Raw genomic sequence first — 25,787 nt, forward strand, 5'->3', positions numbered from 1 at the left:
TTTATTGTTTGTAAAAAGAAAACCGTTACTATAGAGTAACGGTTTTAATAATCTATTATCAAGTGTGACAATATATCTGACTATTAATTAATTAGTTTCCCCCGAAACTAATTGAAACAAATATAACTTATTTGTTTATTTTTATCTAATTATCTTTAAACGAAATTAACATAAAATCAAAAAAAAAGAGTTTCATTTATTTGAAACCCTTTTTAGTATAATTTAGATTCTCTTATTTCTGAGAAAGTAACTTCTTTTGATATCTTCCTTGTACAACATCAACAACTATTAAAATAGCCAATACAAAGTAGAATGTTGTTTTACTCATTGGTACAATTTCTTCTCCAAACAGTTTTAAATGTGCTAAATGTCCGCCTTCTGTAACTAACATAATTCCCACAATAAAAAGGATAAATAAACCAAGCACTTCGTACATTCTGTTTTTTGATAAGAAAGTAGATATTTTATCGGCCATTACAAGCATTAATAAACCACTTATTACAATAGCAATTGCCATAACGATAAAAGCGGTTGTAGCACTTTCTATTTCACTAGTAAGACCAATGGCAGCTAAAATAGAATCGAAAGAAAAAACCAAATTCATAATAACAATACTAGTAATAACGGCATTAGAAGATTTTGTACTTTGCTCTGTAGCCATGTCAGATACTTCAAGTCCTTTAGTAGAAATCATGTGCCAAATTTCTTTAATAGCGGTGTAGATGATAAAACCACCACCAAGAAGTACAATAATACTATGACCGTTAAATGCAAAATGAATAATATCTGTAATTCCTCCAGATAAAAAAGAAAAAGGTTCTTGAAAAAAATCAATAATAGAAACCAATACAAAAAGTAAAACGATTCTTAATACGATAGCGATTAAAATACCTACTTTTCTAACCCTTTTTTGATCTGCTTCTGGTGCTTTTTTAGATTCTAATGAAATATAAAGGAGGTTGTCAAAACCAAGCACAGCTTGTAATAAAACAAGCATTAATAACGTAAAAAGAATTCCTAACATTTTTTATTTTTTTTTATAGATGTTTCAAAGATATTTCGATTGTATTGATTACACAATATTATTTTTGAAAGATTGAAAGAAGGAGTTTTAAAAATTTTAATTTCTAAAGAGAATTAAATAAAAAGATATTTCCATAGAATACGTAAACTCACAAAGGCAATTAAAATGGCAGTTGCTTTTTTTAATTGAATGGGGCTAAAGTAATTATGACTCATTCTGCTACCTATTTGTCCGCCGATAAAAACAGTAATTAATAATAAAGATGTTAAGTTCCAATCAATAATAAAATCTGGATTAGAATATTGCCCCAATAAACCAGCAATAGAATTTACGAGTATAAATATACTTGCCGTAGCGGCTATTTTTTTAGGAGTATCCCAGTTGGTAAGATGTAGTAAAGGAGCCAAAAAAATACCACCACCAATTCCAACCATTCCAGAAACAAAGCCTATGATTCCTCCAAAACTAGCATTTCTTATTGGTGTTGAAGAGTTGTTTTTTTCATCCGAAGAAATTATTTTTTTTGAAATCCACATGGTAATTGCTGCAAAAAGTAATGTAAGCCCTAATAGAATAAAAAAGAATTGTTGACTTATTTTTAGGTATCCACCTAAATAAGCCAAAGGAATACTAAAGGTAATTAGGGGGATCACTTTTTTCCATTGAATGGCTTTTTGTTGATGAAATAAAAATACGTTTCCTACAACCACAACAATATTACACAAAAGTGAAGTTGCTCTAATTTGAGTAAAAACAATACCTGTTAAAGCCAAAATAGCTAAATAACTAGATCCGCCACCAAATCCTACAGCCGCATATAAAATAGCAACAGTAAAAAAGAGTAATATAATGGGCCAATAAGTAAAAAGTGTGTCTATTAACAAGTTAAAAGTTTAGAAAAAAAAGAAGATATTTTAGTAATAAAAAATAAAGGTAGCATAAATAATGATAAAATTTAAGAATTAAATGATTTCTTAATATCAACTACTAAGTAATTTTATAGCTTTAGCTTTCCTTTTTATAAAGGTATGGTGTATTGTTGAAATATTAAATAGATAAAAAAGACCACTTTGTTATACTTAATAGCTTTTTAATTTAAAAATAAAGAACTTTCTTTAAGTGATATTAGTGAATTAAGATCAAAAGAATTAGTACTTTTTTATTGAGATATTTATGAAATCAATATAAAAAAGGGGGTAAAAATGCATGATTTTTATTTTTAATGTTAAAAAAACACTTAAATTAATCTATTACCCTTCGCAATCATAAATATAATTTATATTTTTAAGAAATAATTACAATTAACTAAATTAGTATGAGCAACTACCACATAAAACACTTAGAAGAATATTTTAAAGTTTATAGAAAATCGATAAGAGAGCCAGAAAATTTTTGGGAAGAAATTGCAGAGGAACATTTTTTATGGAGAAAACAATGGGATAAAGTTTTAGATTGGGATTTTTCGAAGCCAGAAATAAAATGGTTTCAAGGAGCTAAATTAAATATTACAGAAAATTGTATTGATAGGCATTTGGCTACACGCGGCGATAAAACGGCTATTTTGTTTGAGCCAAATGATCCCGCAGAACCAGCAGAACATATTACGTATCAGCAATTGCACGAAAGAGTAAATCAATTTGCAAATGTTTTAAAAGAACACGGCGTTAAAAAAGGAGATAGAGTTTGTATTTATGTGCCAATGATTCCTGAATTGGCAATTTCTTTGTTGGCTTGTGCAAGAATTGGAGCCATTCATTCCGTTGTATTTGCAGGGTTTTCATCAACAGCTTTAGCTACCAGAATAAATGATTCTGACTGTAAAATGGTTATTACTGCAGATGGTTCTTTTAGAGGGAAAAAATCAATAGATTTAAAAGGAATTGTAGATGAAGCATTAGAAAGTTGTCCTGGTGTAGAAAATGTGTTGGTTGCCAAAAGAACCCATGCAGATATCAACATGAAAGAAGGACGAGATACTTGGTTACAACCTTTATTAGATAAAGCTTCTAAAGAATGTAAAGCAGAAATAATGGATGCAGAAGATCCGTTATTTATCTTGTATACTTCTGGGTCTACAGGAAAACCAAAAGGAATGGTACATACCACGGCAGGCTATATGGTGTACACTGCGTATACCTTTAAAAATGCATTTCAATATAGAGAAAATGATGTGTATTGGTGTACGGCGGATATTGGTTGGATAACAGGACATTCTTATATTGTTTATGGGCCTTTAGCAAACGGAGCAACTACTGTTTTGTTTGAAGGTGTGCCAAGTTACCCAGATTTTGGACGCTTTTGGGATATCATCGAAAAACATAAAGTAAGCCAGTTTTATACGGCGCCAACAGCAATTAGAGCTTTGGCAAAACATGGTACAGCATTAATTGATAAATACAATTTATCTAGCCTAAAAGTGTTAGGGTCTGTTGGAGAACCAATTAATGAAGAAGCTTGGCACTGGTATAATGATAATGTTGGTAAAGGAAGAAGTCCTATTATAGATTCTTGGTGGCAAACAGAAACTGGTGGAATTATGATTACTCCAATTCCGTATGTAACACCAACAAAACCCACCTATGCAACATTGCCTTTTATAGGAATTCAGCCAGCAATTATGGATGAAAACGGAGAAGAATTAAAAGGAAATCAAGTAGAAGGAAGATTGTGTATAAAATACCCTTGGCCAAGTATTGCAAGAACCATTTGGGGCAATCACGAGCGTTATAAAGAAACCTATTTTTCTGCGTTTGATAATATGTATTTTACTGGTGATGGAGCGCTTAGAGACGAGGTTGGTTATTATAGAATTACAGGTAGAGTAGATGATGTAATTATTGTTTCTGGTCATAATTTAGGAACCGCACCAATAGAAGATGCTATAAATGAACATCCTGCAATTGCAGAAAGCGCCATCGTTGGTTTTCCTCATGATATAAAAGGGAGTGCGTTGTATGGCTACATTACCTTAAAAGATGCCGGAGAATACAGAGATCATAACAATTTACAAAAAGAAATTAATCAATTAATAACAGATAGAATTGGCCCAATTGCAAAATTAGATAAAATTCAGTTTACAGAAGGATTGCCAAAAACTCGTTCAGGTAAAATTATGAGACGTATTTTACGTAAAATTGCTTGTAATGAAATGGATAATTTAGGGGATACAAGTACTTTGTTAAATCCAGAAATTGTACAAATAATTATTGATAATAGATTGTGATATTTAACTATAAATGGAAGATTCTATTACTTTAGAAGATAAATTAAAAGAAAGAATTAAAGAACTGACTTGCTTATACCGAGTCAGTTCTTTAATTAGAAATAGTAATTTTAATAATAGAAAAGCATTATTAAATGAAATAGGCATCAGTTTAAAACAAGCAATACGTTTTCCAAAAGAAGCGTTTGTGGAAATTAAAGTTAGTGAAATTACCGTTGTTACAGGTAAAAAAATAGAAGATGCTATTTTTATTATTTCTGCCATAAAAACGTTTAGTCATATAAAAGGAGCTGTAACGGTTGGGTATTCTAAGCAAAAATTTTCTGAAAACGCATTTTTAAAAGAAGAGAAATTACTGTTAAAAAAAATAGCTTTAGAAATTGGCGATTTTTTAGAGAGAGAACAAATAAAAGAAAAGGAAAAAATAGCACAAAGTCAAATAGAAAGAGCTGGCAGATTAACTATTTTAGGTGAAATTACGGCGGGTATAGCACATGAATTAAATACACCATTAGCTAATATTTTAGGGTTTGCAGAGTTGTTAAAAGAACGCTATAAGGATGATAAAATTGGTAGTGAAGATCTAGACAAAGTAATAGATAGTGCTATTTATTCTAGAGAAGTTGTAAAAAAATTAATGTTTTTTTCTTGTGAAATGCCACAACAAATGACCGCAATTAATATCAATACTATTATAGAAGAATCGATACGTTTGTTGAATCCTAATTTTAAGAAGAAAAATATAAGTTGCACAGTTTCTTTTTCTAGTGATGAGGTTTACCTAAAGGTAGATAAAATTCAATTAACTCAAGTTATTTTCAATTTGGTAATGAATGCTATCTATTTTTCACCTTTTAAAGGTAAAATTAATATTGAGGTAAAAGACAAACAAAAAATAGTTGAAATTAAAATTTCAGATGAAGGAGAAGGAATCTCTAAAGAAAACTCAGAAAACATTTTTAATCCATTTTTTACAACCAAACCTGTAGGCGAAGGTGCTGGTTTAGGTTTAAGCGTTGTACACGGAATTATTAAAAGTCATAAAGGAACGATTGCTCATGAAACAAATTCACCAAAAGGCACTATTTTTGTTGTTCGCTTTCCTAAAAGTTAAAAGATGCTAAATAAAGAGAATATTTTAATTGTAGATGATGATATTCATATTTTAGAACTCATTCAAAGGCATTTGCAATCCTTAAATTATCATACATACAAAGCCATTTCGGTAAAAGAAGCTTTAGAAATTTTAAAAGATACTTCTATAGATTTGTTAATAACAGATTTACAAATGCCTGGTGTAGATGGTTTAGAATTAATCAAATATGCCTCAGAACATTATCCTAAAATACCTAAATTAGTTGTTACCGGTTTTCCGTCTATAGATGGCGCTTTAGAGGTTATGAAATCTGGAGCGGCAGATTATATTACCAAACCTTTTACAAAAGAAGAGTTAAAAACGGCCATTTTAAAATCGATGGCATCTAAACCTAAAGTAGATAAAATTACCAAGGTAAAAGCTGAAACGGTATCAAAACCATATGGAGAATTAATAGGTACTTCTCCTGCCATGAAAAAAGTAACGGACGTAATAGAGCGTTTAAAAAATAACAAAGCAACAGTTTTTATTCATGGAGAAAGCGGAACCGGAAAAGAGTTGGTTGCACGTTCTATTCACTATATGGGTAAATATTCTTCAGCACCATTTATTGTGGTAAACTGTGGGGCCATACCAGAAAATTTGTTAGAGTCAGAGTTATTTGGGTATGTAAAAGGAGCATTTACTGGAGCAGATAAAGACAGAAAAGGTTTTTTTCAAGCAGCAAATAATGGTACTATTTTTCTTGATGAAATAGGGAACGCTCCTTTATCAACGCAATTAAGGTTATTACGTGTTTTGCAAGAAAAAGAAGTGGTAAGAGTGGGGGCTCAAAAACCAGAAAAAATTGACGTTCGCGTAATTGCCGCAACCAACATCAATCTAAAAGATTTAATAAAAAAAGAGCGCTTTAGAGAAGATTTGTATTATAGGTTAACGGTAGTACAAATAGAAGTTCCTTCTTTGGTAGCAAGAGTTACAGACATTCCGTTATTGGTAGATAAATTCCTGTTTAAATACGGAATAGAATATAAAGACCGGTTTTTAAAAATAACTCCAGAAGCTTTAGCCGTTTTAAAAAAATACAATTGGCCGGGTAATATTAGAGAGTTAGAAAATGTGATACAAAGAGCCATTATTATGTGCGATCGGTTTGTAGATGTAGAGCACTTGCCAGAACACATTAAATATCAAATAGATTTTTCTGAAAATAAAGAATTAGTATCTTTAAAAGAGTTTGAGAAAACGTATATTTTAAAAGTGCTTCAAGCAACCAATAACAACAAAACAAAAGCCGCAGAAATTCTTCAAATAGACCGGAAAACACTTCGAGAAAAATTAAAATAAATTTTTAAAAAAGCGGGTAAAAAAGTAGCAGTTAGGGAAATATTCCTCAGCTGCTTTTTTTGTGATATAAGTTGTGTTTTAATTAAATGGTTGTTTTATAGTGTTTTGCGGGGTGTTGTGTTTTTGTTCTAAAAAGGTGGCACATGGCTTGCTAATAGGTAATTGTAATTTAAAATTATATTATGATACTCAATAGTAAAAGTTTATGTAATACGTGTATTCATAAGATAGATTGCAGCTTAACATCAAATAAAAATGCAATTTGGTCTTGTAGTGAATATGAAAAAAAGAGTTTTAATACTTCGAGTTCAACAACTACTATAGCACCCGATTTTAGTTTTACAGAAGGAGAAATAGAACTCGAAATTATGTAATAATGAAGATTTTAGAAAAAATGAAATATGGTCAATTAATTATTGAAGAAAATGAGTTTTTAATTATAGAAAAACTCTTGAATTTAAACAATGCAACAGCCTCAAAAACAGTTAAAAATCATATTTTAAAATTACAAGAAGAGCTAAGAAATGCTACAAAAGTGGTTGCGGAAAATAACATGCCTAAGGATGTTGTAAGACTAAATTCTTTGGTAACAGTTAGCTCTCAAGATGGTTTGTGGGAAAAAACATTTAAACTAGTTGTACCAGCTAATAGTAACACGTTAGATAATAAAATTTCTTTATTGTTACCTATGGGAACAGCTGTTTTGGGCTACGCAAAGGGTGATGTTATTTTATGGGATTTTCCTGGAGGTTTACAAAAATTGAATGTGTTAAATGTAGAGCAAGAATTAAAGGTAACCAAATAGGTAATTATGATGCGTGTAAAAAATAATATAAGTGAATATTCTGAAAATGAAATAATTCAAAAAAGAAGTTTAAGAGAGGTAAATAGATGGATGTTAGATCTTAATGAAATCTCGCAAGAATGTAATAATGTTGAGTTTGAAATACTTAAAAAAAAGAATTTAAGTGATGTTTTTTTTAAGATTGTAGAAGAGAATAAGGTTTTACATCAGTTACTTTTAGAATATAGAAATGTCTTAGATAATTACATTGAATGTATTGATTTAGAATGCGATTTATTCTTTTACACAGAGCATAAAAAAAATAGAAATTTATATATAGAGCATTTAAATAATTATAAAAAATTAAAAAATAGTATGGTCTAATTTGCTAATTTGTTAAGTTAGTTTTTTTTGTAGGTAGCTCCAGATGAGATCTGGAGCTGCCTTTTTATGCGCTGTATTTTGGGTGTTTTAATAAACAGATACGTACTTTTGCACAGTATTTGTTTTGTTAATTTGTCATGTTATTTTATGTGGCATATAAATTGACTTCCGTATTTACTTATATTCTTAAAAAATAATATGCAACATCTTAAAGATTCAAAAAATAATAAAACCAAACCTAAAGTAACCTTAAAACAAGCTTTTAAAACAATTATTTGGCCAAGGAGAAATTTGGTGTTTTTAGGTTTAATTCTTATAATTATTAGAAGTTTATCTGGTTTTGTTTTACCCATGCAGAGTAAAATATTAATGGATGATGTAATACCTAATAAAGATTACAGTCACTTATATAACTTAGTATTTATTGTTATTGGCGCTATTTTAGTACAAGCCGTTACTTCTTTTTTATTAACAAAAGTATTGAGTATTCAGGCACAATATTTAATATCAGAATTAAGAGCACAAGTACAAAAGAAGGTGTTGTCTTTACCTATTAGTTTTTTTGATAACACAAAATCGGGCGCATTAGTTTCTAGGATTATGACTGATGTAGAAGGGGTAAGAAATTTAATTGGTACTGGTTTGGTACAATTAATTGGTGGTTCTTTTACGGCCATTGTAACTTTGGTTATTCTGATTAAAATGAATGTTTGGATGACCGTTTTTACCTTTGTTCCTTTATCAATCTTCGGATTTATCGCCTTAAAATCATTTAAATACATACGACCTATTTTTAGAGCTAGAGGAAAAATTAATGCAGAAGTAAAAGGACGTTTAACAGAAACTTTAGGTGGAATTAGAGTTATTAAAGCTTTTAATGCAGAAGAGCAAGAAAGTAAAATATTTGAAAAAGGTGTCGCTGATATTTTTATAAATGTTAAAAAAAGTATGACTGCAACAGCTATTATGACGAGTTCATCAACACTGTTAATTGGTTTAGCAACAACTGGAGTTATGGGAATTGGTGGTTATTATATGATAGAGGGATCCATGACCTTTGGAGATTTTATTCAGTTTACATTTCTATTAGCATTTATGGTTGCTCCAATTGTGCAAATGAGTAATATTGGGAGTCAATTAACGGAAGCTTTGGCGGGTTTAGATAGAACAGAAGAGTTAATGAATATGGCTGCGGAAGAAGATGATAAAGACAGAACCATTTTTTTAGAAAATATAAAAGGAGAAATTGTTTTTGATGATGTTTCTTTTGAGTATGAAGAAGGGAAAGAGGTTTTAAATAACATCAATTTTAAAGTGCCTTCTGGTTCTGTAACGGCTTTAGTTGGGAGTTCTGGTTCTGGTAAATCTACCATTGCAGGTTTATCTGCCACTTTTTTAAACCCTAAATCGGGTAAGATTACGATTGATAACCAAGATATGTCTAAGGTTAATTTGTCTAGTTACAGAAAAAACTTAGGAGTTGTTTTACAAGACGAATTTTTGTTTGAAGGAACCATTAGACAAAACATTTTGTTTCCAAGACCAGATGCATCAGAAGAAGAATTACAAAATGCGGTTAATGCTGCATATGTAAACGAATTTACAGACAGATTTGATGATGGTTTAGACACTTTAATAGGAGAAAGAGGAGTGAAACTTTCTGGTGGTCAGCGTCAGCGATTAGCAATTGCAAGAGCTATTTTAGCAGATCCAAAGATTATTATTTTAGATGAAGCTACCTCTAGTTTAGATACAGAAAGTGAATCTTTAATTCAGAAAAGTTTATCAAAATTAGTAAAAGACAGAACTACCATTGTAATTGCTCACAGATTGAGTACTATTAAAAAAGCAGATCAAATTTTAGTAATAGAAGCGGGGAGTATTGCAGAAAGAGGAACGCATGATGAGTTAATTGCTAAAGAAGGTAGGTATTTTGATTTATACACCTATCAATCTAAAATTTAATAGTTAAATTTTACTTTTTTTGTAAGGATTCTTTATGATAACGACCATCTAAATTATCCAATTTAAAACATAAATCTAGTTATGAAAAAAGTACTTTTAGTATTAATGGTTGTATTTGCAGTTTCTTGTAAAAATGAACCCAAAAAAGAAGTTAAAAAAGAAAAAATAGCAGCAGTAAAAAAAGAAAGTTTTCCAGAAGAATTAGGAAAAGTTTTTGAAGCTCATGGAGGAATTAAAGCCTGGAGAAATGCAGCTGTTTTAACTTTTACAAAAGGAGAAGAAGTACATACTATAGATTTACATGCGCGTAAAAATGTAATTAATTCACCAAAATATGCTGTTGGTTTTAATGGTAAAGGGGTTTGGTTAGATGAAGTACAAGAGGGGGCTTTTAAAGGAAATCCATCTTTTTATCATAACCTTTTCTTTTATTTTTATGCCATGCCTTTTGTTTTGTCTGATGATGGAATTTCTTACGAAAAAATTGCACCTTTAACTTTTGATGGAGTAGTGTATCCTGGGTATAAAATGTCTTTTAAAGCAAATGTAGGGAGTTCTCCAGATGATAATTACAAATTATATTACAATCCAAAAACATATCAAATGGAATGGTTGGCATATACGGCAACTTTTAGTACTAAAAAACCAAGCGATAAATTTAATGTCATTAAATATGGTAAATGGAACAACGTAAACGGATTGGTTTTACCTTCTGAAATTACATGGTATAAAACAGACGAAGCTGGTATACCAACAGAACCTGCAAGACCTGCAATGGAATTTACTTTTGCATCTATAAGTAATAAAGAACTGGCAGCTTCATTTTTTGAGAAGCCAATTAAATAAGTCTATTTGAAGTTAATAGTTCAAAAAAATAGAAATCAAATTATGAAAAAAATACTTTTAGTATTACTGGTAATCATAGCAGTTTCGTGTAAAAATGAAGCAAAAAAAGAAGTTAAAAAAGAAACTATTGTAGCTGTTAAAAAAGAGGTTTTTCCTACAGAGTTAGGAAAAGTTTTTGAAGCTCATGGTGGTATTGATAAATGGAGAAAAGTAAAAACGCTTTCTTTTTCTAAAGAAGATGAGGTGCATACTTCTTATATGAATTCACGTAAAATTTTAGTGAATTCTCCTAAATATTCTCTTGGTTTCGACGGAAAAGAAATTTGGTCTTTAGAGGAAGAAAAAGGAAGTTTAAAAAGAGATCCTTCTTTTTATTATAACCTATATTTTTACTTTTATGCCATGCCTTTTGTTTTAGCTGATGATGGAATTATTTATGAAAAAGTAGCTGATTTTGTATTTGAAGGCATCAATTATCCGGGTTATAAAATTTCTTACAAAGCCAATGTAGGTACTTCTCCAGATGATAATTATATTGTGTATTACAATGCTAAAACGTATCAAATGGAATGGCTTGCGTATACTGTAACTTTTAGAACGAAAGCGCCAGTAGATAACTATAAATTGATAAGATACAATACTTGGGAAAATGTAAATGGTTTTGTTTTACCAAAACAAATTACTTGGTATGCAAAAGATAAGGATGATGTATATGGCCCTACAACTAAAATTGTAGATTTTAAATCGCCTTTAGCAAGTCAAGCACAATTAGCAGATTCGTTTTTTGATAAACCTACACAATAAGTTATTATAAAAAAGTAAGCGTCGTTTTTTACAAAACGACGACTTACCAAGTAAACTAATAAAACCAAGTATTAGTACTAATATTAGAAGTTAGCTTTCTAATAAATTTTTATTCGGAATACGGTTTGTGATAATAACTCAAAACCCTTTTTAATTTCCAAATATTATTTTCTAAAATCCAAAGGTGTGTAAAAGCTGCAATTCCAACAGTTTTTAATACACCTTTTTGTTTTTCTTGAAACGTGTGTTTTCCTTTCTGAATGGCGCCATATAAAACACCATTGTTTTTTAGTGGATGTACTTCTAAAGAATTTGCAACCAATTTTCTTGTATTGTTTCCTGGTTTAGTACAAAGGTTCTTCTTTATAATCGTTAAAAACTGTGCTTTGTTTTGAATGCCAGAAACATCATGATAAAACTCAAAATCATCAGCAATAATAGCCTCTAATTTTTCTGTTTCACAAAGATTAAACCCTCTTTCAAAAATAATACTGTCTTTAGATTTTAATGTTTTGTAGACATCAGAATTAATAGCAACTTGAGCGTTTAAAACAAAGTTATAGAATAACATTGCAATAAAAACAATCACTTTAATAACAAAAGAATTTCTAAAAGGTTCTAAAAAAGAGTTCATAGTAGTTGTTTAGTTTGGTTGATTAATTAGTGTTACTTTTTAGAAATACTTCCGCCAGAAGACGCTTTTTTATTGATTGATTTTGGGTTTCCTTTAAAATCAATATCTCCACCGCTAGTTGCATATGCTTCTAATTTTTCTGAAGCATAAATATTAATATTAGCACCACTTGTTACTTTAGCAATGGTATTTTTACTTTCTAAATCATACGCATCTATAGCGCTTCCGCTTGTAGCGTTAGAAGCATGGTTTTTTGTAGTTCCTGCAATGTTAATATCTGCGCCACTTGTAGTACTAGTTGCTACACTAGTTGCATTTACAGTAATATTAATATCGGCACCACTAGTAGCAGAAATAGAAATGTCATTCGTATTTATAACGCCTTTTCCACGAACATCACTTCCGCTTGTGGCGATTAAAAGGGTTAAGTCTATAACAGTAACATATACTTTTTTTGCTTTTGCGCTCCAAATACCTTTTTCTGAATAGACTTTTAAAATACCGCCTTCAATTTCAGTCATAATAATATCGTGCAAGTTTTCATCTGCTTCTACAACAACTTTGTTTTTTGCACCTTGCGTTATGTACAAATCAATGCCTGTACTTACTTGAATTCCTGTAAAGTTATTCGATGTTTTTCTTACTTCCGTTGTTACATTTCTGTTTCCGCTTACTCTATTTAACATGTCTATTGCACAAGAAGTGAAAACCGTGGCTATAAATAGAATTGCGATAATTTTTGTTACTGATTTTTTCATGAGTTTTAGGTTGATTAGATTGTAAATGTCTTTTAATAGACGCTTAAAATCAAAGATTGGTTACTCAGTTGTCAATTTTTATGGGTGAATTGTATTAAATCGTCTTTTCATTACCTGTACAATCGGTACATTTTAAGGTTGTATCTGTCATTATAAAATGATGATTCGCCATGTCTTTATCATAAATATCTGCTTCATTATCTACATCATTCAAAAAGTTTTTTACAGAATGATCAAAATATACGGTGTTGCCTTCGGGTAGATAAATAGTAACATTGATCTCTTCATCTTTCCACATGTTTTTAAAGTTAGACAAGTAATAAGCATCCAAAATGATGGTATTATCTACAATTTCGAATTTATATTCAAGCTTTTCAGCATTCTTATTTGCACTACTTCTTGTTTTTCCAGCAGATTCTTTTTGTACAATAATATAGCCTTCATCAGAATTACTGCGTTTCACATTTATATTTACATCATTAGAATATGCTTTAGGCGTTCCGTCTATATCAACCTCATATTTACGAGAGCTTCTTCTTAAATTATGGATATAATAGATTTCATCATCATTTATCATTTTTAAATTGATGGTATCTTTTTCGATAATATTTAAAGACGTTTTCTTTACAAACTGTCCGTCATTTACATGAGAGGTTCCGTATTCTATTCCTGTAAAAATCATGGTTAATAAAGCAATCACCCAAATACCTAACAACGTTAATGAGGTTGGTTTGCTAATTTTTTTAATACTGCTAGATAAAATGCGTAATCCTAAAACAAATAAGATTAAAAACGGAATACCAATTAATAAAAAACCAGCTAATGTTAATGCCCATTTAGGTAAAACAGCATCGTAGAAAAACGGCGGATATTGTAAAAACTCACCATTTACATTTAAAAACTCTAAACTTCCCACAGAAAACCCACCAATGATTAGTGATAAAATAACTGCACCAGCAATAAATACTAGTAGCACTCCAATAAATTTACCAATCACTTTAAAAAATACAAGAATAATCTTGCCTATGGTGTTGATAAAATCTTGTAGTCCGTTATTTTTTACCGGCTTTCCCGAAAAAGTCTGATTCATTTTTTCTGAAAACTCATTGGCACCATCTTTAAATTTTTCTGAAGCTTTATTCGCAAATTCGGTTACATTTTCTGAAACATTATTAAACTCTTCACGAATCTTTTTTTCGATATTATCGATGTTTACAGGTTCACCTTCCATCTGCAATTTTTCTGCAGTGGTTTTAGCCTCAGGTAATAAAATCCAAAGGATAATGTATAAGATTACTCCAAAACCAGCTCCAAAAAATAAAGCTAACAAACCAAGACGAATCCAAATAGTATCTACATCAAAATAATGTGCAATACCAGCAGCAACTCCACCTAAAAATTTATCATCACCATCTCTAAAAAGTTTTTTTCCGGTAGAGTTATTTCTTTTATAAGAATAACTAGCATCGTTATATTCTTCTTCTGCACCAGCATAATCTTCTGGTTGCCCCATAATTTTAATGATATCATCAATATCACCTTCATTAATAACCTGTCTTGCGTCTGTTATTTTTTCTGTTAACAATTCGCTAATACGAGCTTCTATATCTGCAATGATTTCGTTTTTTCCTTGCGGATCATCGCTTAACGATCTAGAAATAGATTCTAGGTATCGTTTTAATTTCTGATAGGCAATTTCATCTATGTGGAAGAAAAATCCGCCTAAATTTATGTTGATAGTCTTATTCATTTGTCGTTGGTTTTTTGCTGATTACTTGGTTTACTGCACTTACTAAATTACTCCATGTTTTGTCTAATTCTTTTATAAACATGCCTCCGTTTTCTGTTAAAACGTAATACTTTCTTGGTGGTCCAGAGGTTGATTCTTCCCATCTGTAGGTTAATAGTCCTGCGTTTTTTAAGCGGGTTAGTAACGGATATATGGTTCCTTCAACCACAATCATTTCTGCACCTTTTAGCGTTTTAAGAATTTCAGAAGTATAGGCATCACCATTTTTTAGAATGGATAAAATGCAATACTCTAAAACACCTTTTCGCATTTGTGCTTTTGTATTTTCTATTTTCATTTATTGTGGTTTTTAAATGATTATTTTATAAATTTTATAGTAAAAGGATACTTATAATTTTCTCCTTCTTTTGCTTTTAATGCGGCAATAATGATTAAAGCAATTTTAATAACTCCTACAATTCCTGCTAAAGAAGCAAACCCCATAAAGCCAAAAAAGCTATGTGAATCGAAATTGATACTTACCTGATTAAAGTTGTTAAAATTGTTTAAGTTTTTAAAAATAGAACCAATAAAAAGAGGGATAAAAGACAAGGTTAAAATAAAGATGTATAAAGAATAACTGATATTAAAATTAATAGCTTCTTTACCTTGTTCGTCTAAAAAGTTACTTCTGTCTTTTAATGTTTGCCATGCAATTAAAGGTGTAATAATATTACCAAAAGGAAATATAAATCCTGAAAATGCAGAAATATGAATTAAAAAGGCATTGGTGTTTTCTTTATTTTGTTTCATGATTTATAAACTATATAATACTTTCTTATGCAAATATATGTCTTAAAAAAGGTATTATGCATTGCATAGTACTATAATTAACATTTTTTTAACATTTTGTTTTTTGAAATAAAAAAATTAAAAAGGCTTGTATGTCTTGTTCTTATTGAGTTTTTGTTTCATTTATTTTAACTACCTTGTCAAGGTCAAAATATATTGACGAAATTTATTAAATCAAAAAAATGAAATTTACACCAAGAAAAGTCAATCTTTTTAACCTTGTAAAATTGCCTTTGGCGTATTTAGGAGGCGTAAGAGCACGCACAATTACAGATACAGAAGTGGTGGTTTCTATAAAACATAGATGGATGAATCAAAATCCGTTTAAAAGTATGTTTTGGGCTGCGCAAGGTATGGCGGCAGAAATGCCAACAGGGGTTTTAGTAATGAAGGCAATAGATGATTCTAAACGAAAAGTATCGATGCTGGTAACAAAGCAAGAAGCTGAGTTCTTTAAAAAAGCAACGGGAAAAATCCTTTTTTCTTGCAAAGGTGGAAATGAGATTAGAGAGGCAATTCAAAAATCTATAGCCACAGGAGAAGGACAAGTAATTGTTTTAACATCCGAAGGAAAAAATAAAGAAGGTGTTGTGGTTTCTAGATTTCAATTCCATTGGAGTTTACGTGTAAAGAAATAAATTAGTCCTTCTTTTTGTATAATTCTGGTCTTTCTTCGTTATAATCACAATCTTGAAAAATACCACAAGATACACTTGTACGTGCTAACGGTTTTGATGTTTCAAATTTATTATAGAAAGCTTCTATTTCTGGAGATAAATATTTCATAATTTCTTTTTTTTATAATTTACAAATTAGCTTTTTTCTAACTACATATCAAAAGTAATATTTTTGTTTGCGGAGTAAAACAACAAGAAGTTAATTTTGTGTTATAAGTAAAGTAATCAAATTAACTTTATCATAATGTAGATGAGTATATGTGATTTTGGAAAAAAGATTAGATACTTTTTAAGAAAGTAAAATTGATTAAATTTAAAAATTAATTATTTATTGATGTAACAAAAAGAGTCTAAAATCATCTTATAATATATAAACCTTAAAAACCGAGTTATGTTTCAAGATAAAATACCACAAAATTCATCAAATAGAAATGCACACGAAATAGATTATAGAATCTTTGGCGAAGAAATGCAGTTTGTCGAAATTGAGTTAGATCCGCAAGAAGGCGTAGTTGCAGAAGCAGGTACTTTTATGATGATGGACGACAACATTAAAATGAATACTATTTTAGGTGATGGTTCTAATCAAGAAACGGGTTTGTTAGGGAAGATATTTTCTGCAGGAAAAAGAATCTTAACCGGAGAAAGTTTATTTATGACTGTTTTTACAAACGACGGAGTAGGTAAAAAACAAATTTCATTTGCATCTCCATATCCTGGAAAAATAATTCCGATTGATTTAACCCAGTTTGGTGGAAAATTCATTTGTCAGAAAGATGCTTTTTTGTGTGCTGCAAAAGGAGTTTCTATTGGTATTGAGTTTTCTAAAAAGCTAGGTAGAGGTTTGTTTGGTGGCGAAGGTTTTATCATGCAAAAGATAGAAGGTGATGGTTTAGGCTTTATTCATGCAGGAGGTACCATGGCTAAAAAAGTATTGCAACCAGGAGAAGTTTTAAAAGTAGACACAGGATGTATTGTTGGTTTTACACAAGATGTACAGTATGATATTGAGTTTGTTGGTGGTATAAAAAACACCATTTTTGGTGGCGAAGGAATGTTTTTTGCTTCTTTACGCGGACCAGGAACGGTCTATATACAATCTTTACCATTTAGTAGATTGGCAGGAAGAGTCCTTTCTATGGCACCAAGATCTGGAAACGGAAGTAGAGGAGAAGGCAGTGTTTTAGGAGGTATAGGAGATTTGTTAGATGGAGATAATCGATTTTAGAAACAAACCTACTTTTTGGGGCTGAATCTATTTTTATTGATATTTTAAATAAGAATTTAATATAGGAATACGTATATTTCATTTTTATTATAAATAATCAAAAGATACCTTTTATGTCTACTACCGTTCAGCAGCCGTCCGAAACAAAAAATAATACACTTATTCCTATACTTATTATTGCAGGATTATTTTTTATTTTCGGGTTTGTTACTTGGATCAACGGAGCGTTAATTCCGTTTATGAAAACCATTAATGAGCTTACGGATGCACAGTCTTATTTAGTAGCATCTGCATCTTATATTTCTTTTGTGGTAATGGCTTTGCCTGCATCTTATGTAATTAACAAAATTGGTTACAAAAAAGGGATGTCTTTAGGTTTAATTGTGATGGCAATTGGTGCTTTATTGTTTATTCCGGCTGCAGAAGCAAGAACTTACTGGATGTTTTTATCGGCAATTTTTATTCAAGGAATCGGAATGACATTGTTACAAACCGCTTCTAATCCTTACATCACTATTTTAGGACCTATAGAAAGTGCTGCAAAACGTATTTCAATTATGGGAATTGCTAATAAAGTAGCAGGATCTTTAGGTTCTGTAATCTTCGGAGCAATTTTATTATCAGGCATAAAAGAAATTAAAGACAAATTAAATGTTGTAGACGAAGCTGAAAAAGCAAGTTTATTAGATACGATGGCAGATAGTGTTGTAACGCCTTATATTGTAATGGCTGTTATTTTATTTGTGTTGGGTATTTTAATAAGAAAAGCACCTTTACCACATGTAGAAGCGCAACCAATTGAAGTATCTAAATCAGGAGAAAAAACCAAAACGAGCATCTTTCAATTTCCTCATTTATGGTTGGGTGTTTTAGCATTGTTTTTATATGTAGGTGCAGAGGTTATTGCTGGTGATACGATTATTTCTTATGGAATTTCTTTAGATATTCCTGTAGAACAAGCCAAATTTTTTACCACCTATACATTAATGGCAATGGTGGCTACCTATGCTTTAGGCGCCTTTTTAATACCTAAATATATTACACAATCTTTCGCTTTAAAAGCAAGTGCAATTCTAGGTATTGTATTCTCTTTTTGTATTATGTATACAACCGGATTTACATCGGTGCTTTTTGTGGCGGCTTTAGGGATTGCAAATGCATTGGTTTGGCCCGCAATTTGGCCATTGGCATTAACTGGTTTAGGTAAGTTTACAGAAAGAGGATCTGCTTTGTTAATTATGGCAATTTCTGGTGGCGCTATTATTCCGCCCTTGTATGGTTTTATTGTCGATAATAAAAAAGAAGATTTAATAATATCTGGCGTAAATGAAGTGAATGCATTGGCAGAAGCTTCTTCTTTTGGGTATTGGATTCTGTTACCTTGTTATATCATTATTCTTTATTATGCTTTTGGTGGACATAAAGTTGGTTTGAAAAAAGGGTAGATTGTTTGGGAAAAAGGGGGTGTACAACATTAGGAAAGACCGATAGAATATCGGATATTTGAATTATAAAAAGAATAATATGGCAACAGTTGACAAAATAAGAACTGCATTAATTGACAAAATTCTTTCGATTAACAATAAAGATTTTTTAGAAGCTCTTGATAAACTAATTTCATCAAGTAAATCTGAATTAGAAATCGTAGAATTAACGGATGAGCAAAAGTTAATGTTGGAAATGAGTGAAAATGATATAAAAACTGGAAAACTCATTTCTCAAGAAGCAATGAATAAAAGGAATCTTGAATGGCTAAACGCAATATAGTTTGGACAAGAACGGCTGACATTCAATTCGTGGGAATTTTAGAATATTGGGTTAAAAAGAATAAATCGAATAGATTTTCAAAAAAACTTTTGAAATTAGTTACTGAAAGAACCTCACAGATTTCTGAAAATCCTTTTATTTATAAGTCAACTGATTTTAAAGATGTTAGAATCGCTTCTTTAAGAAATTTTAGTATTTATTACAAAGTTACTGATGAACAAATATTAGTTACTGCCTTTTGGGATAATCGACAAAATCCGAAAAAACTTTTGAAAATTATGGAGAATGAAAAATAACGTTACACAGTACCATCTGTAGTTTATTGTTTGGTTATCGTCTATTTATGTAAATTATTACGAATTTTCTATTCTGTTTTTATTTACTAAATTAGTTGCTTAAAACACGAAACAAACCATATAAAACAATATTCTAAACATTCGCTTTTATCATTCTATCATTTCCAATAAAGTCCTTCTTTAATTCGATGTTTTCAAAACCTTGTTCTTGTAACATTTCTACAGTCTCTTTTCCTAAATATTGATTGATTTCAAAAAACAACAATCCGTTTTTAGTAAGATGTTGTTTTGCTAAAGAAGCAATCTTTTTATAGAAAATTAATGGGTTATGGTCATCAACAAACAGCGCTAAATGAGGTTCGTTTTGCAAAACATTATTATTTATTTCTACCTTTTCTAATTCTCTAACATAAGGTGGATTAGAAACAACGATATCATACTCTTGTGGTAATTTTGCTGCATCTAAAATATTAATCTCTAAAAAAGAAATAACAACGTTGTTTAAAAGAGCATTTTGTTTTGCTACTTTTAGGGCTTCTGATGAAACATCAATTGCAGAAAGGGTTACGTTCTTTAAATTTTTAGCCAGAGAAATTGGTATGCAGCCAGTTCCGGTACCAATATCTAGAATTTTTAGTTTTTGGTCTTGGTTCTTGCTTTGTAACTTTGATGTCTCGTTAATAACCCATTCTACCAATTCTTCAGTTTCTGGTCTCGGAATTAAAGTGTTTTCATTTACCTTAAAAGGCAATCCATAAAATTCAGTTTCACCTAAAATATATTGTATAGGTTCTTCTGTTTTTAATCTTTTAACAATCTCTTTTAATTCTGATAAAGCTTCATCAATAATTAAAAAATCGGGTTTCATTACAGTATCAATTCTTTGTAAATTGAGTTTTGCCTCAATCAACAAAAAAAAGAAAGCATCAATTTCTGTCTTTGGATAGATTTCTGAAAGTGCTTCCGTAAAATAAAGTCTAAAATCTTTTAATATCATAATTTTTTTAGCATCCAAACTGGGCAAGAATAGTGTCCGGTATTTCCCATGGGTTTATCAAGATTTATAAAACCATTTTTCTTATACAATGCTTGTGCTGCATCCATATAAGGCATCGTTTCTAAATAACAATTTTCAAAACCAATCGATTTTGCTTTTTCTAAACAAGTTTCAATTAATTTAGAACCTAAACCTTTTCCTCTAGTAATTGGCAAGAAATACATTTTTTGAAGTTCGCAAGTTTTACCTTCAAAATTATCTAATTGAGCAATTCCTGCACCACCCACAACCTTGTTTTTATGTTCTATAACATAATAAAAAGAGGTTGGTTTCTCAAAGTTTTCAAACATTTTATCGGTAGCTTTATCTTCGTAAGCAGTCCCAATTTTTGGAGCGCCCATCTCTAAAAGAACCTCTCTAATTACCACTGCCATTTGTGCATTGTCCTTAGGTAGAATTTCTCTAATGATAAAATCTTTACTTGTCATTTATTACTGTATTTTTGCAAGAGCAATTTACCTAATTTTTTAATGAATTAAGATGAAAAATCATTTATATTTTATACTTTTATTTCTTGTTTTTACAAGCTGTTCTGTAAGTGAAAAGCCTATTTTTATTAAGGTAGATAATGTAAAAGTTTCTAGTTTTACAGGAGATACAATCCGTTTAAAAGCCAATGCTTTTTTTACAAACCCAAATGATGTTGGTGGTAAAATTGCAACCGATGAAATTAAAGTAATTGTAAATGGAGTAGAGGTTGCACAGGTTTCTTCGGATGAGTTTGAAGTACCTGCAAGAAAGGAATTTACGATACCCCTAAAAGTGGCAATTCCTGCTAAAAAAGTATTTGATAATAATAAAAATGGTGTTCTAGGAGGCTTGTTAAATTCGTTTTTAAAGAAATCTATAGAGGTTCAATTTAAAGGTGATTTAAAATATAAAGTTTTTGGTTTTTCTAGCGAATATCCAATAGATGAAATACAGAATATTAAATTTTAATTTAGAGTTATCAACCATAAAAAATACATAGAACGCTGTTTGCAAATTGCCCAAAACGGTATTGGGGCTTCTCGTCCTAATCCTTCTGTGGGGGCGGTTGTTGTTTATCAGGATACAATTATTGGAGAAGGTTTTACATCGCCTTATGGTGGCAATCATGCAGAGGTAAATGCAATTGGTGCTGTAAAAGACAAATCGCTTTTAAAAAAGGCTACAATTTATGTAACCCTAGAACCTTGTTCTCACTTTGGAAAAACACCACCTTGTGCAGATTTAATTGTAAAAAATAAACTTAAAAATGTAGTTATTGGTTGCGTAGATTCTAATAGTTTGGTAGCTGGTAAAGGAATTGAGCGTCTTATAAATGCAGGAATAAATGTTATAGTTGGTGTTTTAGAAGACGAATGTAGAGCACATCACAAACGATTTTTTACGGTTCAAGATAAAAAAAGACCTTATATTATTTTAAAATGGGCACAAACTAAAAATGGTTTTGTGGCTCCGTTAACAAAAGATACCCAGAAACCTGTTTGGATTTCTAACCAATATTCGCAACAATTGGTACATAAATGGCGAAGTGAAGAACACGCAATTTTAGTAGGGACAAATACGGTAATTGCAGACAATCCTAAATTAAATGTAAGGAGTTGGTCTGGTAAAAACCCTGTAAGAATTGTTTTAGATCGTACTTTAAGAGTACCAAAAAACCTAAGTGTTTTTGATGGAAGTGTTAAAACGATAGTGATTACAGAAAAGCAAGAATGTTTGTTTGACGGTAGTGGAGAACTATTTATAGAAACTATAAATTTTTCTAATAATCTAGCAGGACAAATTTGTGAAGTTTTACAAAAACATAAAATTCAATCTGTAATTATAGAAGGAGGTACGCAAACTTTACAAACTTTTATTGATGAAGGTTTGTGGGATGAAGCACGTGTTTTTGTTGGTAAAGCAGCATTTAAAGAAGGTGTAAAAGCACCATTTTTTAATAAGGCAATTAAAGAAAAAATAAACATCAAAACAGATGTTTTAAAAATATATACTAATGATTAAAAACATCATTTTCGATTTTGGCGATATTTTTATCAACCTAGATAAAAAAAAGTTTGCAAAAGAATTACAAAATCTTGGAATTTCGCAAGAATCTGAAGCAAATTTACCTATTCTAAATGACTATGAAATGGGATTAATTTCTACAGAAGAATTTGTGGCCTTTTTTGAAGCCAAATTTAATGTGCCTAAAGAGAAATTAATAAAAGCTTGGAATTCTATTTTGTTAGATTTTCCTGAAAAAAGATTAAAATTTATTCAAGAACTTTCAGAAAGTAATAAATACCGATTATTTTTATTAAGTAATACCAATGATTTACATATTTCTTGGGTTAAAAATGATTGGAATTTAGCTTTGTATACTGCATTTAAAGGTTGTTTTGAGCAATTTTATTTAACACATGAAATACATTTAAGAAAACCAAATCTTAATATTTATGAGTTTGTATTAAATGAAAATAATTTAATTGCAGAAGAAACCCTGTTTATAGATGACACAAAAGAAAATACAGATGCAGCAAACTCTTTAGGTATTCATGTTTGGAATTTAATTCCGGGACAAGAAGATGTAACGGAGTTATTTGTTAAAAAAGAATTTTTATTTTGATTTATTTACTTTTTAGTATTCTTTTTTCAACCTCATTATTTGTTATTTTTAAATATTTCGACATTTATAAAATAGACACATTAAAAGCCATTGTAGTAAATTACTTGGTTGCTTTTGGTTTAGGTTTTGGACTGTCTGAAATTACATTTTCTATTACAGAAATCCCTGAGAAATCATGGTTTTTTGGGGCCATTATTTTAGGTGCTTTATTTGTTTCTATTTTCTTTGTAATGGCAAATACAGCTCAACAAAATGGTGTTTCTGTAGCTTCTGTTGCAGGAAAAATGTCGGTAGTTATTCCGGTACTTTTTGGTGTTTTATTATATGATGAATCGGTTACTTTTTTTAAAATTGTAGGTATTTTAATCGCTTTAGTATCTGTTTATTTAGCCTCAGTAAAAGAAAAAGAAAGTAATTTACAAAAAGCAGGATTATTGTTTCCTATTTTACTCTTTTTTGGTTCTGGCGCCATAGATACAATTCTTAAATATGTAGAAGTTAATTTTGTGCCAGCAAATGAAGTAGCCCTTTTTTCTGGAAGTTTATTTGGTTTTGCAGCTATTTTTGGCTTGCTAATATTATTGGTAAAAACAATTCAGAAAAGAGAACCATTTGGATTTAAAAACGTTATTGCAGGTATTATTTTAGGAGTACCAAACTACTTTACTATTGTTTTTTTAATTAAAGCTTTACAAACTTCTGGTTTTGAAAGTTCTACGTTGTTTACTATAAATAACGTGTCTGTAGTGGTGGTGTCTACCTTAATAGGATTACTTTTATTTAAAGAAAAATTTAGTTTAAAAAATAAAATAGGAGTTGCTTTGGCAATTATAGGTATTGTATTAGTAACCATTGCATAATATGTTAGAAGACGTTTATAAAACAATAGAAAAACCATCTGAAGAAACGCTGTTTAAAGAAAAAGGGTCTAAATTTTTTGGGTATGCTTTTCCTGTTTTATCAGAAGATGATGTAAAAGAACATTTAGAAGACTTAAAAAAGAAACATCACGCAGCACGTCATTTTTGTTATGCATATCAATTAGGTATCGAAAAAATTAAATTTAGAGCAAATGATGATGGAGAGCCTAATAATTCTGCAGGTTTACCAATCTACGGCCAAATTCAGTCTTTTGAAGTAACCAATATTTTAATTGTTTCAGTACGATATTTTGGAGGTACAAAATTAGGTGTAGGCGGTTTAATTTCAGCATATAAAACATCAGCACAAATTACTTTAGAGGCGGCAGATATTTTAGTAAAAACCATTAATGTTTTTTATAAATTGACCTTTAATTATGATATGATGAATGCTGTGCAAAGAATCATCAAAGAAAAAAACATTGAAATTACCAATCAGACTTTAGAAATGAATTGCGAGTATATTATTTCAGTTAGAAAAAAAGATGCAGCTGCTATCTTTACTATTTTTGATAATTTATATAAAGTAGCCGTAAAGGAAGTTTCTTAAAAGAGCATCTTAAAACAAAGATTAAAATTGAAGTCAATAAAACTTACTCATAATTTTATTGATAATTTATGTGAATTGACTGTTGATATATTCTACTAAAATTAATTTGATTCTAAATAAAATATAGTGTAACTTTATAAAAAAAGTTAAAATAGCTATGTTAAACTTTAATTACACTTATTTATGAAATTACGTCGTATTGCCTACACTAGTAAGGCTACTGTAGAGTTTACTAAGCGTGATTTATTAGATTTACTTCACGATTCTAGAGCCTATAATACCTTAGATAATATTAGCGGAGTGCTAATTCATAAAGAGGGATATTTTCTTCAGATTTTAGAAGGAGAACCTAAAGACCTTAATGATCTTTTAGCTCGCCTTCGTAAAGATACTAGACATACCGAATTTAAAATTATTGATGATCGTTTGGTAGATAAACGAATGTTTTTAAACTGGGCCATGGGTTGTGCAGATTTTGACGATCCTTCTTTAAGCATGATTCCCGGAGTTCGTAGTGGTTTAACAAACCCAGAAGTTATGGAAAGCCTTATTAACAGGCTACCAGAAGTTGCCACTTATTTACATGATAATTTAACCTATCAACAAATAAATGGTGTAGAAACAACAGAAAATAATTAAGATTCTTTTTAAAAAGTGAAATAGAATTTTTTGTGTTTCTATTTAATATCCTAAACTTTTTAATAAATAATCTGGACAACGAGTTGGTTTCATCGTTTTAGAATTCATAAAAGCTAAAACAGAACTGCCTGTGCAAATAATTTCATTATTTTGGTTTACAATTTCATATTCAAATTCAATTTTAACCATTGGCTTTTTTCTTAAATAAGTTTTTATCGTTAAAACATCGTCATAGAATGCAGATTTAATAAAATTAAAGTTTATCGAAATTACAGGAAGCATTATACCACTTATTTCCATATCTTTGTATGTAACCCCCAAGGAACGTAACCATTCTGTACGCCCTAGTTCAAAAAATTGAGCATAATTTCCATGATAGACAACGCCCATTTGGTCGGTTTCTGAATAACGAATTCGTGTTTTAGTTGATGAATTTTTCAAAATGTGTGAACAATTAGTTTTTTACCATTTTACGTAAAAAATAGTTAATAATCAATAGCAAATTGATTTTTTTATACTGAATTTTATTCACATTTTTGTACCACCTTAAAATGGGTGTTAAAAGCCATTTTTAAACTCTATTATAATAACAAAAAATTCGCTAAAATTAA

At 30.1% G+C, this 25,787-nt stretch carries 31 protein-coding genes; 20 read left to right on the forward strand and 11 right to left on the reverse strand.

From position 1 onward, the window contains the following. Nucleotides 1–232: 232 nt before the first annotated feature. Nucleotides 233–1,024 (reverse strand): TerC family protein, encoded by a 792-nt coding sequence (locus WHD07_RS18090; RefSeq protein WP_105048141.1) that lies wholly within the window; start codon nucleotides 1,022–1,024, stop codon nucleotides 233–235. A 113-nt stretch (nucleotides 1,025–1,137) separates the two neighbouring features. Continuing rightward, on the reverse strand, nucleotides 1,138–1,908 hold the full coding sequence (locus tag WHD07_RS18095) for a sulfite exporter TauE/SafE family protein (RefSeq protein ID WP_105048142.1): 771 nt from the start codon (nucleotides 1,906–1,908) through the stop codon (nucleotides 1,138–1,140). 431 nt (nucleotides 1,909–2,339) lie between these two features. Between WHD07_RS18095 and acs the strand changes: the two genes are divergently transcribed. From acs to WHD07_RS18140, 9 genes are all read left to right on the forward strand, one after another. Further along, a complete protein-coding gene (acs, locus tag WHD07_RS18100) occupies nucleotides 2,340–4,247 on the forward strand; it encodes an acetate--CoA ligase (protein WP_343329505.1) in 1,908 nt (635 codons plus the stop codon). A gap of 13 nt (nucleotides 4,248–4,260) precedes the next feature. Then, the gene (locus WHD07_RS18105) at nucleotides 4,261–5,361 is read left to right on the forward strand and encodes a HAMP domain-containing sensor histidine kinase (RefSeq protein WP_343329506.1); all 1,101 of its coding nucleotides are present in this window, start codon (nucleotides 4,261–4,263) and stop codon (nucleotides 5,359–5,361) included. A gap of 3 nt (nucleotides 5,362–5,364) precedes the next feature. Then, nucleotides 5,365–6,690 (forward strand): sigma-54 dependent transcriptional regulator, encoded by a 1,326-nt coding sequence (locus WHD07_RS18110; RefSeq protein ID WP_343329507.1) that lies wholly within the window; start codon nucleotides 5,365–5,367, stop codon nucleotides 6,688–6,690. Between the two features lie 182 nt (nucleotides 6,691–6,872). Next, nucleotides 6,873–7,064 carry a hypothetical protein gene (locus tag WHD07_RS18115; RefSeq protein ID WP_343329508.1) on the forward strand — a complete coding sequence of 64 codons (192 nt, stop codon included), beginning with the start codon at nucleotides 6,873–6,875 and terminating at the stop codon, nucleotides 7,062–7,064. Between the two features lie 2 nt (nucleotides 7,065–7,066). Beyond that, nucleotides 7,067–7,495, forward strand: a complete 429-nt coding sequence (locus tag WHD07_RS18120; protein ID WP_245893470.1) for a GreA/GreB family elongation factor — start codon at nucleotides 7,067–7,069, stop codon at nucleotides 7,493–7,495. A gap of 6 nt (nucleotides 7,496–7,501) precedes the next feature. Beyond that, nucleotides 7,502–7,858: a hypothetical protein gene (locus WHD07_RS18125; RefSeq protein ID WP_343329509.1), complete on the forward strand. Its 357-nt coding sequence runs from the start codon at nucleotides 7,502–7,504 to the stop codon at nucleotides 7,856–7,858. A gap of 198 nt (nucleotides 7,859–8,056) precedes the next feature. Continuing rightward, nucleotides 8,057–9,823, forward strand: coding sequence for an ABC transporter ATP-binding protein (locus WHD07_RS18130; RefSeq protein ID WP_105048148.1), 1,767 nt, complete (start codon nucleotides 8,057–8,059; stop codon nucleotides 9,821–9,823). Nucleotides 9,824–9,904: 81 nt separating this feature from the next. Next, nucleotides 9,905–10,669 (forward strand): DUF6503 family protein, encoded by a 765-nt coding sequence (locus WHD07_RS18135; RefSeq protein ID WP_343329510.1) that lies wholly within the window; start codon nucleotides 9,905–9,907, stop codon nucleotides 10,667–10,669. A 42-nt stretch (nucleotides 10,670–10,711) separates the two neighbouring features. Continuing rightward, complete coding sequence (locus WHD07_RS18140; RefSeq protein WP_343329511.1) at nucleotides 10,712–11,473, forward strand: DUF6503 family protein; 762 nt, start codon at nucleotides 10,712–10,714, stop codon at nucleotides 11,471–11,473. A 109-nt stretch (nucleotides 11,474–11,582) separates the two neighbouring features. Here WHD07_RS18140 and WHD07_RS18145 read toward each other — a convergent pair whose 3' ends face one another. The 5 genes from WHD07_RS18145 to WHD07_RS18165 form a co-directional block, all read right to left on the reverse strand. Continuing rightward, nucleotides 11,583–12,107 carry a nuclear transport factor 2 family protein gene (locus tag WHD07_RS18145; RefSeq protein ID WP_343329512.1) on the reverse strand — a complete coding sequence of 175 codons (525 nt, stop codon included), beginning with the start codon at nucleotides 12,105–12,107 and terminating at the stop codon, nucleotides 11,583–11,585. A gap of 32 nt (nucleotides 12,108–12,139) precedes the next feature. Continuing rightward, on the reverse strand, nucleotides 12,140–12,865 hold the full coding sequence (locus WHD07_RS18150; RefSeq protein ID WP_343329513.1) for a head GIN domain-containing protein: 726 nt from the start codon (nucleotides 12,863–12,865) through the stop codon (nucleotides 12,140–12,142). 94 nt (nucleotides 12,866–12,959) lie between these two features. After that, the gene (locus WHD07_RS18155; protein WP_343329514.1) at nucleotides 12,960–14,615 is read right to left on the reverse strand and encodes a PspC domain-containing protein; all 1,656 of its coding nucleotides are present in this window, start codon (nucleotides 14,613–14,615) and stop codon (nucleotides 12,960–12,962) included. Beyond that, a complete protein-coding gene (locus WHD07_RS18160; protein ID WP_068450479.1) occupies nucleotides 14,608–14,952 on the reverse strand; it encodes a PadR family transcriptional regulator in 345 nt (114 codons plus the stop codon). The genes WHD07_RS18155 and WHD07_RS18160 overlap by 8 nt, the downstream gene beginning before the upstream one ends. A 20-nt stretch (nucleotides 14,953–14,972) precedes the next feature. Next, entirely contained in the window at nucleotides 14,973–15,407 is a 435-nt protein-coding gene (locus WHD07_RS18165) for a DUF4870 domain-containing protein (RefSeq protein ID WP_105048154.1), read from the reverse strand. Nucleotides 15,408–15,628: 221 nt separating this feature from the next. On the opposite strand from WHD07_RS18165, the gene WHD07_RS18170 reads away from it, so the two are divergent. Next, nucleotides 15,629–16,084: a DUF4442 domain-containing protein gene (locus tag WHD07_RS18170; RefSeq protein ID WP_343329515.1), complete on the forward strand. Its 456-nt coding sequence runs from the start codon at nucleotides 15,629–15,631 to the stop codon at nucleotides 16,082–16,084. Between the two features lies 1 nt (nucleotide 16,085). Here the strand turns inward: WHD07_RS18170 and WHD07_RS18175 are convergent, their stop codons facing one another. Beyond that, nucleotides 16,086–16,232, reverse strand: a complete 147-nt coding sequence (locus tag WHD07_RS18175; RefSeq protein WP_170062864.1) for a hypothetical protein — start codon at nucleotides 16,230–16,232, stop codon at nucleotides 16,086–16,088. Between the two features lie 282 nt (nucleotides 16,233–16,514). Here WHD07_RS18175 and WHD07_RS18180 point away from each other — a divergent pair, with 282 nt between their 5' ends. From WHD07_RS18180 to WHD07_RS18195, 4 genes are all read left to right on the forward strand, one after another. Next, complete coding sequence (locus tag WHD07_RS18180; RefSeq protein WP_343329516.1) at nucleotides 16,515–17,351, forward strand: TIGR00266 family protein; 837 nt, start codon at nucleotides 16,515–16,517, stop codon at nucleotides 17,349–17,351. A gap of 113 nt (nucleotides 17,352–17,464) precedes the next feature. Beyond that, the gene (locus tag WHD07_RS18185) at nucleotides 17,465–18,796 is read left to right on the forward strand and encodes a sugar MFS transporter (RefSeq protein WP_343329517.1); all 1,332 of its coding nucleotides are present in this window, start codon (nucleotides 17,465–17,467) and stop codon (nucleotides 18,794–18,796) included. Nucleotides 18,797–18,875: 79 nt separating this feature from the next. After that, nucleotides 18,876–19,118, forward strand: coding sequence for a hypothetical protein (locus WHD07_RS18190; RefSeq protein WP_343329518.1), 243 nt, complete (start codon nucleotides 18,876–18,878; stop codon nucleotides 19,116–19,118). Further along, the gene (locus WHD07_RS18195; RefSeq protein ID WP_343329519.1) at nucleotides 19,100–19,414 is read left to right on the forward strand and encodes a type II toxin-antitoxin system RelE/ParE family toxin; all 315 of its coding nucleotides are present in this window, start codon (nucleotides 19,100–19,102) and stop codon (nucleotides 19,412–19,414) included. The genes WHD07_RS18190 and WHD07_RS18195 overlap by 19 nt, the downstream gene beginning before the upstream one ends. 133 nt (nucleotides 19,415–19,547) lie before the next feature. Here the strand turns inward: WHD07_RS18195 and prmC are convergent, their stop codons facing one another. Both prmC and WHD07_RS18205 read right to left on the reverse strand, forming a co-directional pair. Beyond that, nucleotides 19,548–20,411, reverse strand: a complete 864-nt coding sequence (gene prmC / locus WHD07_RS18200) for a peptide chain release factor N(5)-glutamine methyltransferase (protein ID WP_343329520.1) — start codon at nucleotides 20,409–20,411, stop codon at nucleotides 19,548–19,550. Beyond that, nucleotides 20,408–20,899 (reverse strand): GNAT family N-acetyltransferase, encoded by a 492-nt coding sequence (locus WHD07_RS18205; protein ID WP_343329521.1) that lies wholly within the window; start codon nucleotides 20,897–20,899, stop codon nucleotides 20,408–20,410. The genes prmC and WHD07_RS18205 overlap by 4 nt, the downstream gene beginning before the upstream one ends. Nucleotides 20,900–20,951: 52 nt before the next feature. Here WHD07_RS18205 and WHD07_RS18210 point away from each other — a divergent pair, with 52 nt between their 5' ends. The 6 genes from WHD07_RS18210 to WHD07_RS18235 all read left to right on the forward strand — a co-directional run bounded on the left by WHD07_RS18210 (nucleotide 20,952) and on the right by WHD07_RS18235 (nucleotide 25,176). Then, nucleotides 20,952–21,410 (forward strand): LEA type 2 family protein, encoded by a 459-nt coding sequence (locus WHD07_RS18210; RefSeq protein WP_105048163.1) that lies wholly within the window; start codon nucleotides 20,952–20,954, stop codon nucleotides 21,408–21,410. Between the two features lie 9 nt (nucleotides 21,411–21,419). Continuing rightward, nucleotides 21,420–22,463: a bifunctional diaminohydroxyphosphoribosylaminopyrimidine deaminase/5-amino-6-(5-phosphoribosylamino)uracil reductase RibD gene (ribD, locus tag WHD07_RS18215; protein ID WP_343331028.1), complete on the forward strand. Its 1,044-nt coding sequence runs from the start codon at nucleotides 21,420–21,422 to the stop codon at nucleotides 22,461–22,463. After that, nucleotides 22,456–23,067 (forward strand): HAD-IA family hydrolase, encoded by a 612-nt coding sequence (locus tag WHD07_RS18220; protein ID WP_343329522.1) that lies wholly within the window; start codon nucleotides 22,456–22,458, stop codon nucleotides 23,065–23,067. Before ribD ends, WHD07_RS18220 begins: the two co-directional genes overlap by 8 nt. Next, on the forward strand, nucleotides 23,064–23,927 hold the full coding sequence (locus WHD07_RS18225; RefSeq protein WP_343329523.1) for an EamA family transporter: 864 nt from the start codon (nucleotides 23,064–23,066) through the stop codon (nucleotides 23,925–23,927). The genes WHD07_RS18220 and WHD07_RS18225 overlap by 4 nt, the downstream gene beginning before the upstream one ends. A gap of 1 nt (nucleotide 23,928) precedes the next feature. Further along, nucleotides 23,929–24,537: an IMPACT family protein gene (locus tag WHD07_RS18230; protein WP_105048167.1), complete on the forward strand. Its 609-nt coding sequence runs from the start codon at nucleotides 23,929–23,931 to the stop codon at nucleotides 24,535–24,537. A 183-nt stretch (nucleotides 24,538–24,720) separates the two neighbouring features. Then, entirely contained in the window at nucleotides 24,721–25,176 is a 456-nt protein-coding gene (locus tag WHD07_RS18235; protein WP_105048168.1) for a BLUF domain-containing protein, read from the forward strand. A gap of 42 nt (nucleotides 25,177–25,218) precedes the next feature. Here WHD07_RS18235 and WHD07_RS18240 read toward each other — a convergent pair whose 3' ends face one another. Next, nucleotides 25,219–25,617 (reverse strand): acyl-CoA thioesterase, encoded by a 399-nt coding sequence (locus WHD07_RS18240; protein ID WP_105048169.1) that lies wholly within the window; start codon nucleotides 25,615–25,617, stop codon nucleotides 25,219–25,221. Nucleotides 25,618–25,787: the final 170 nt, after the last annotated feature.

It is taken from the genome of Polaribacter staleyi (assembly GCF_038024045.1).
Taxonomy (GTDB): Bacteria; Bacteroidota; Bacteroidia; order Flavobacteriales; family Flavobacteriaceae; genus Polaribacter; species Polaribacter butkevichii.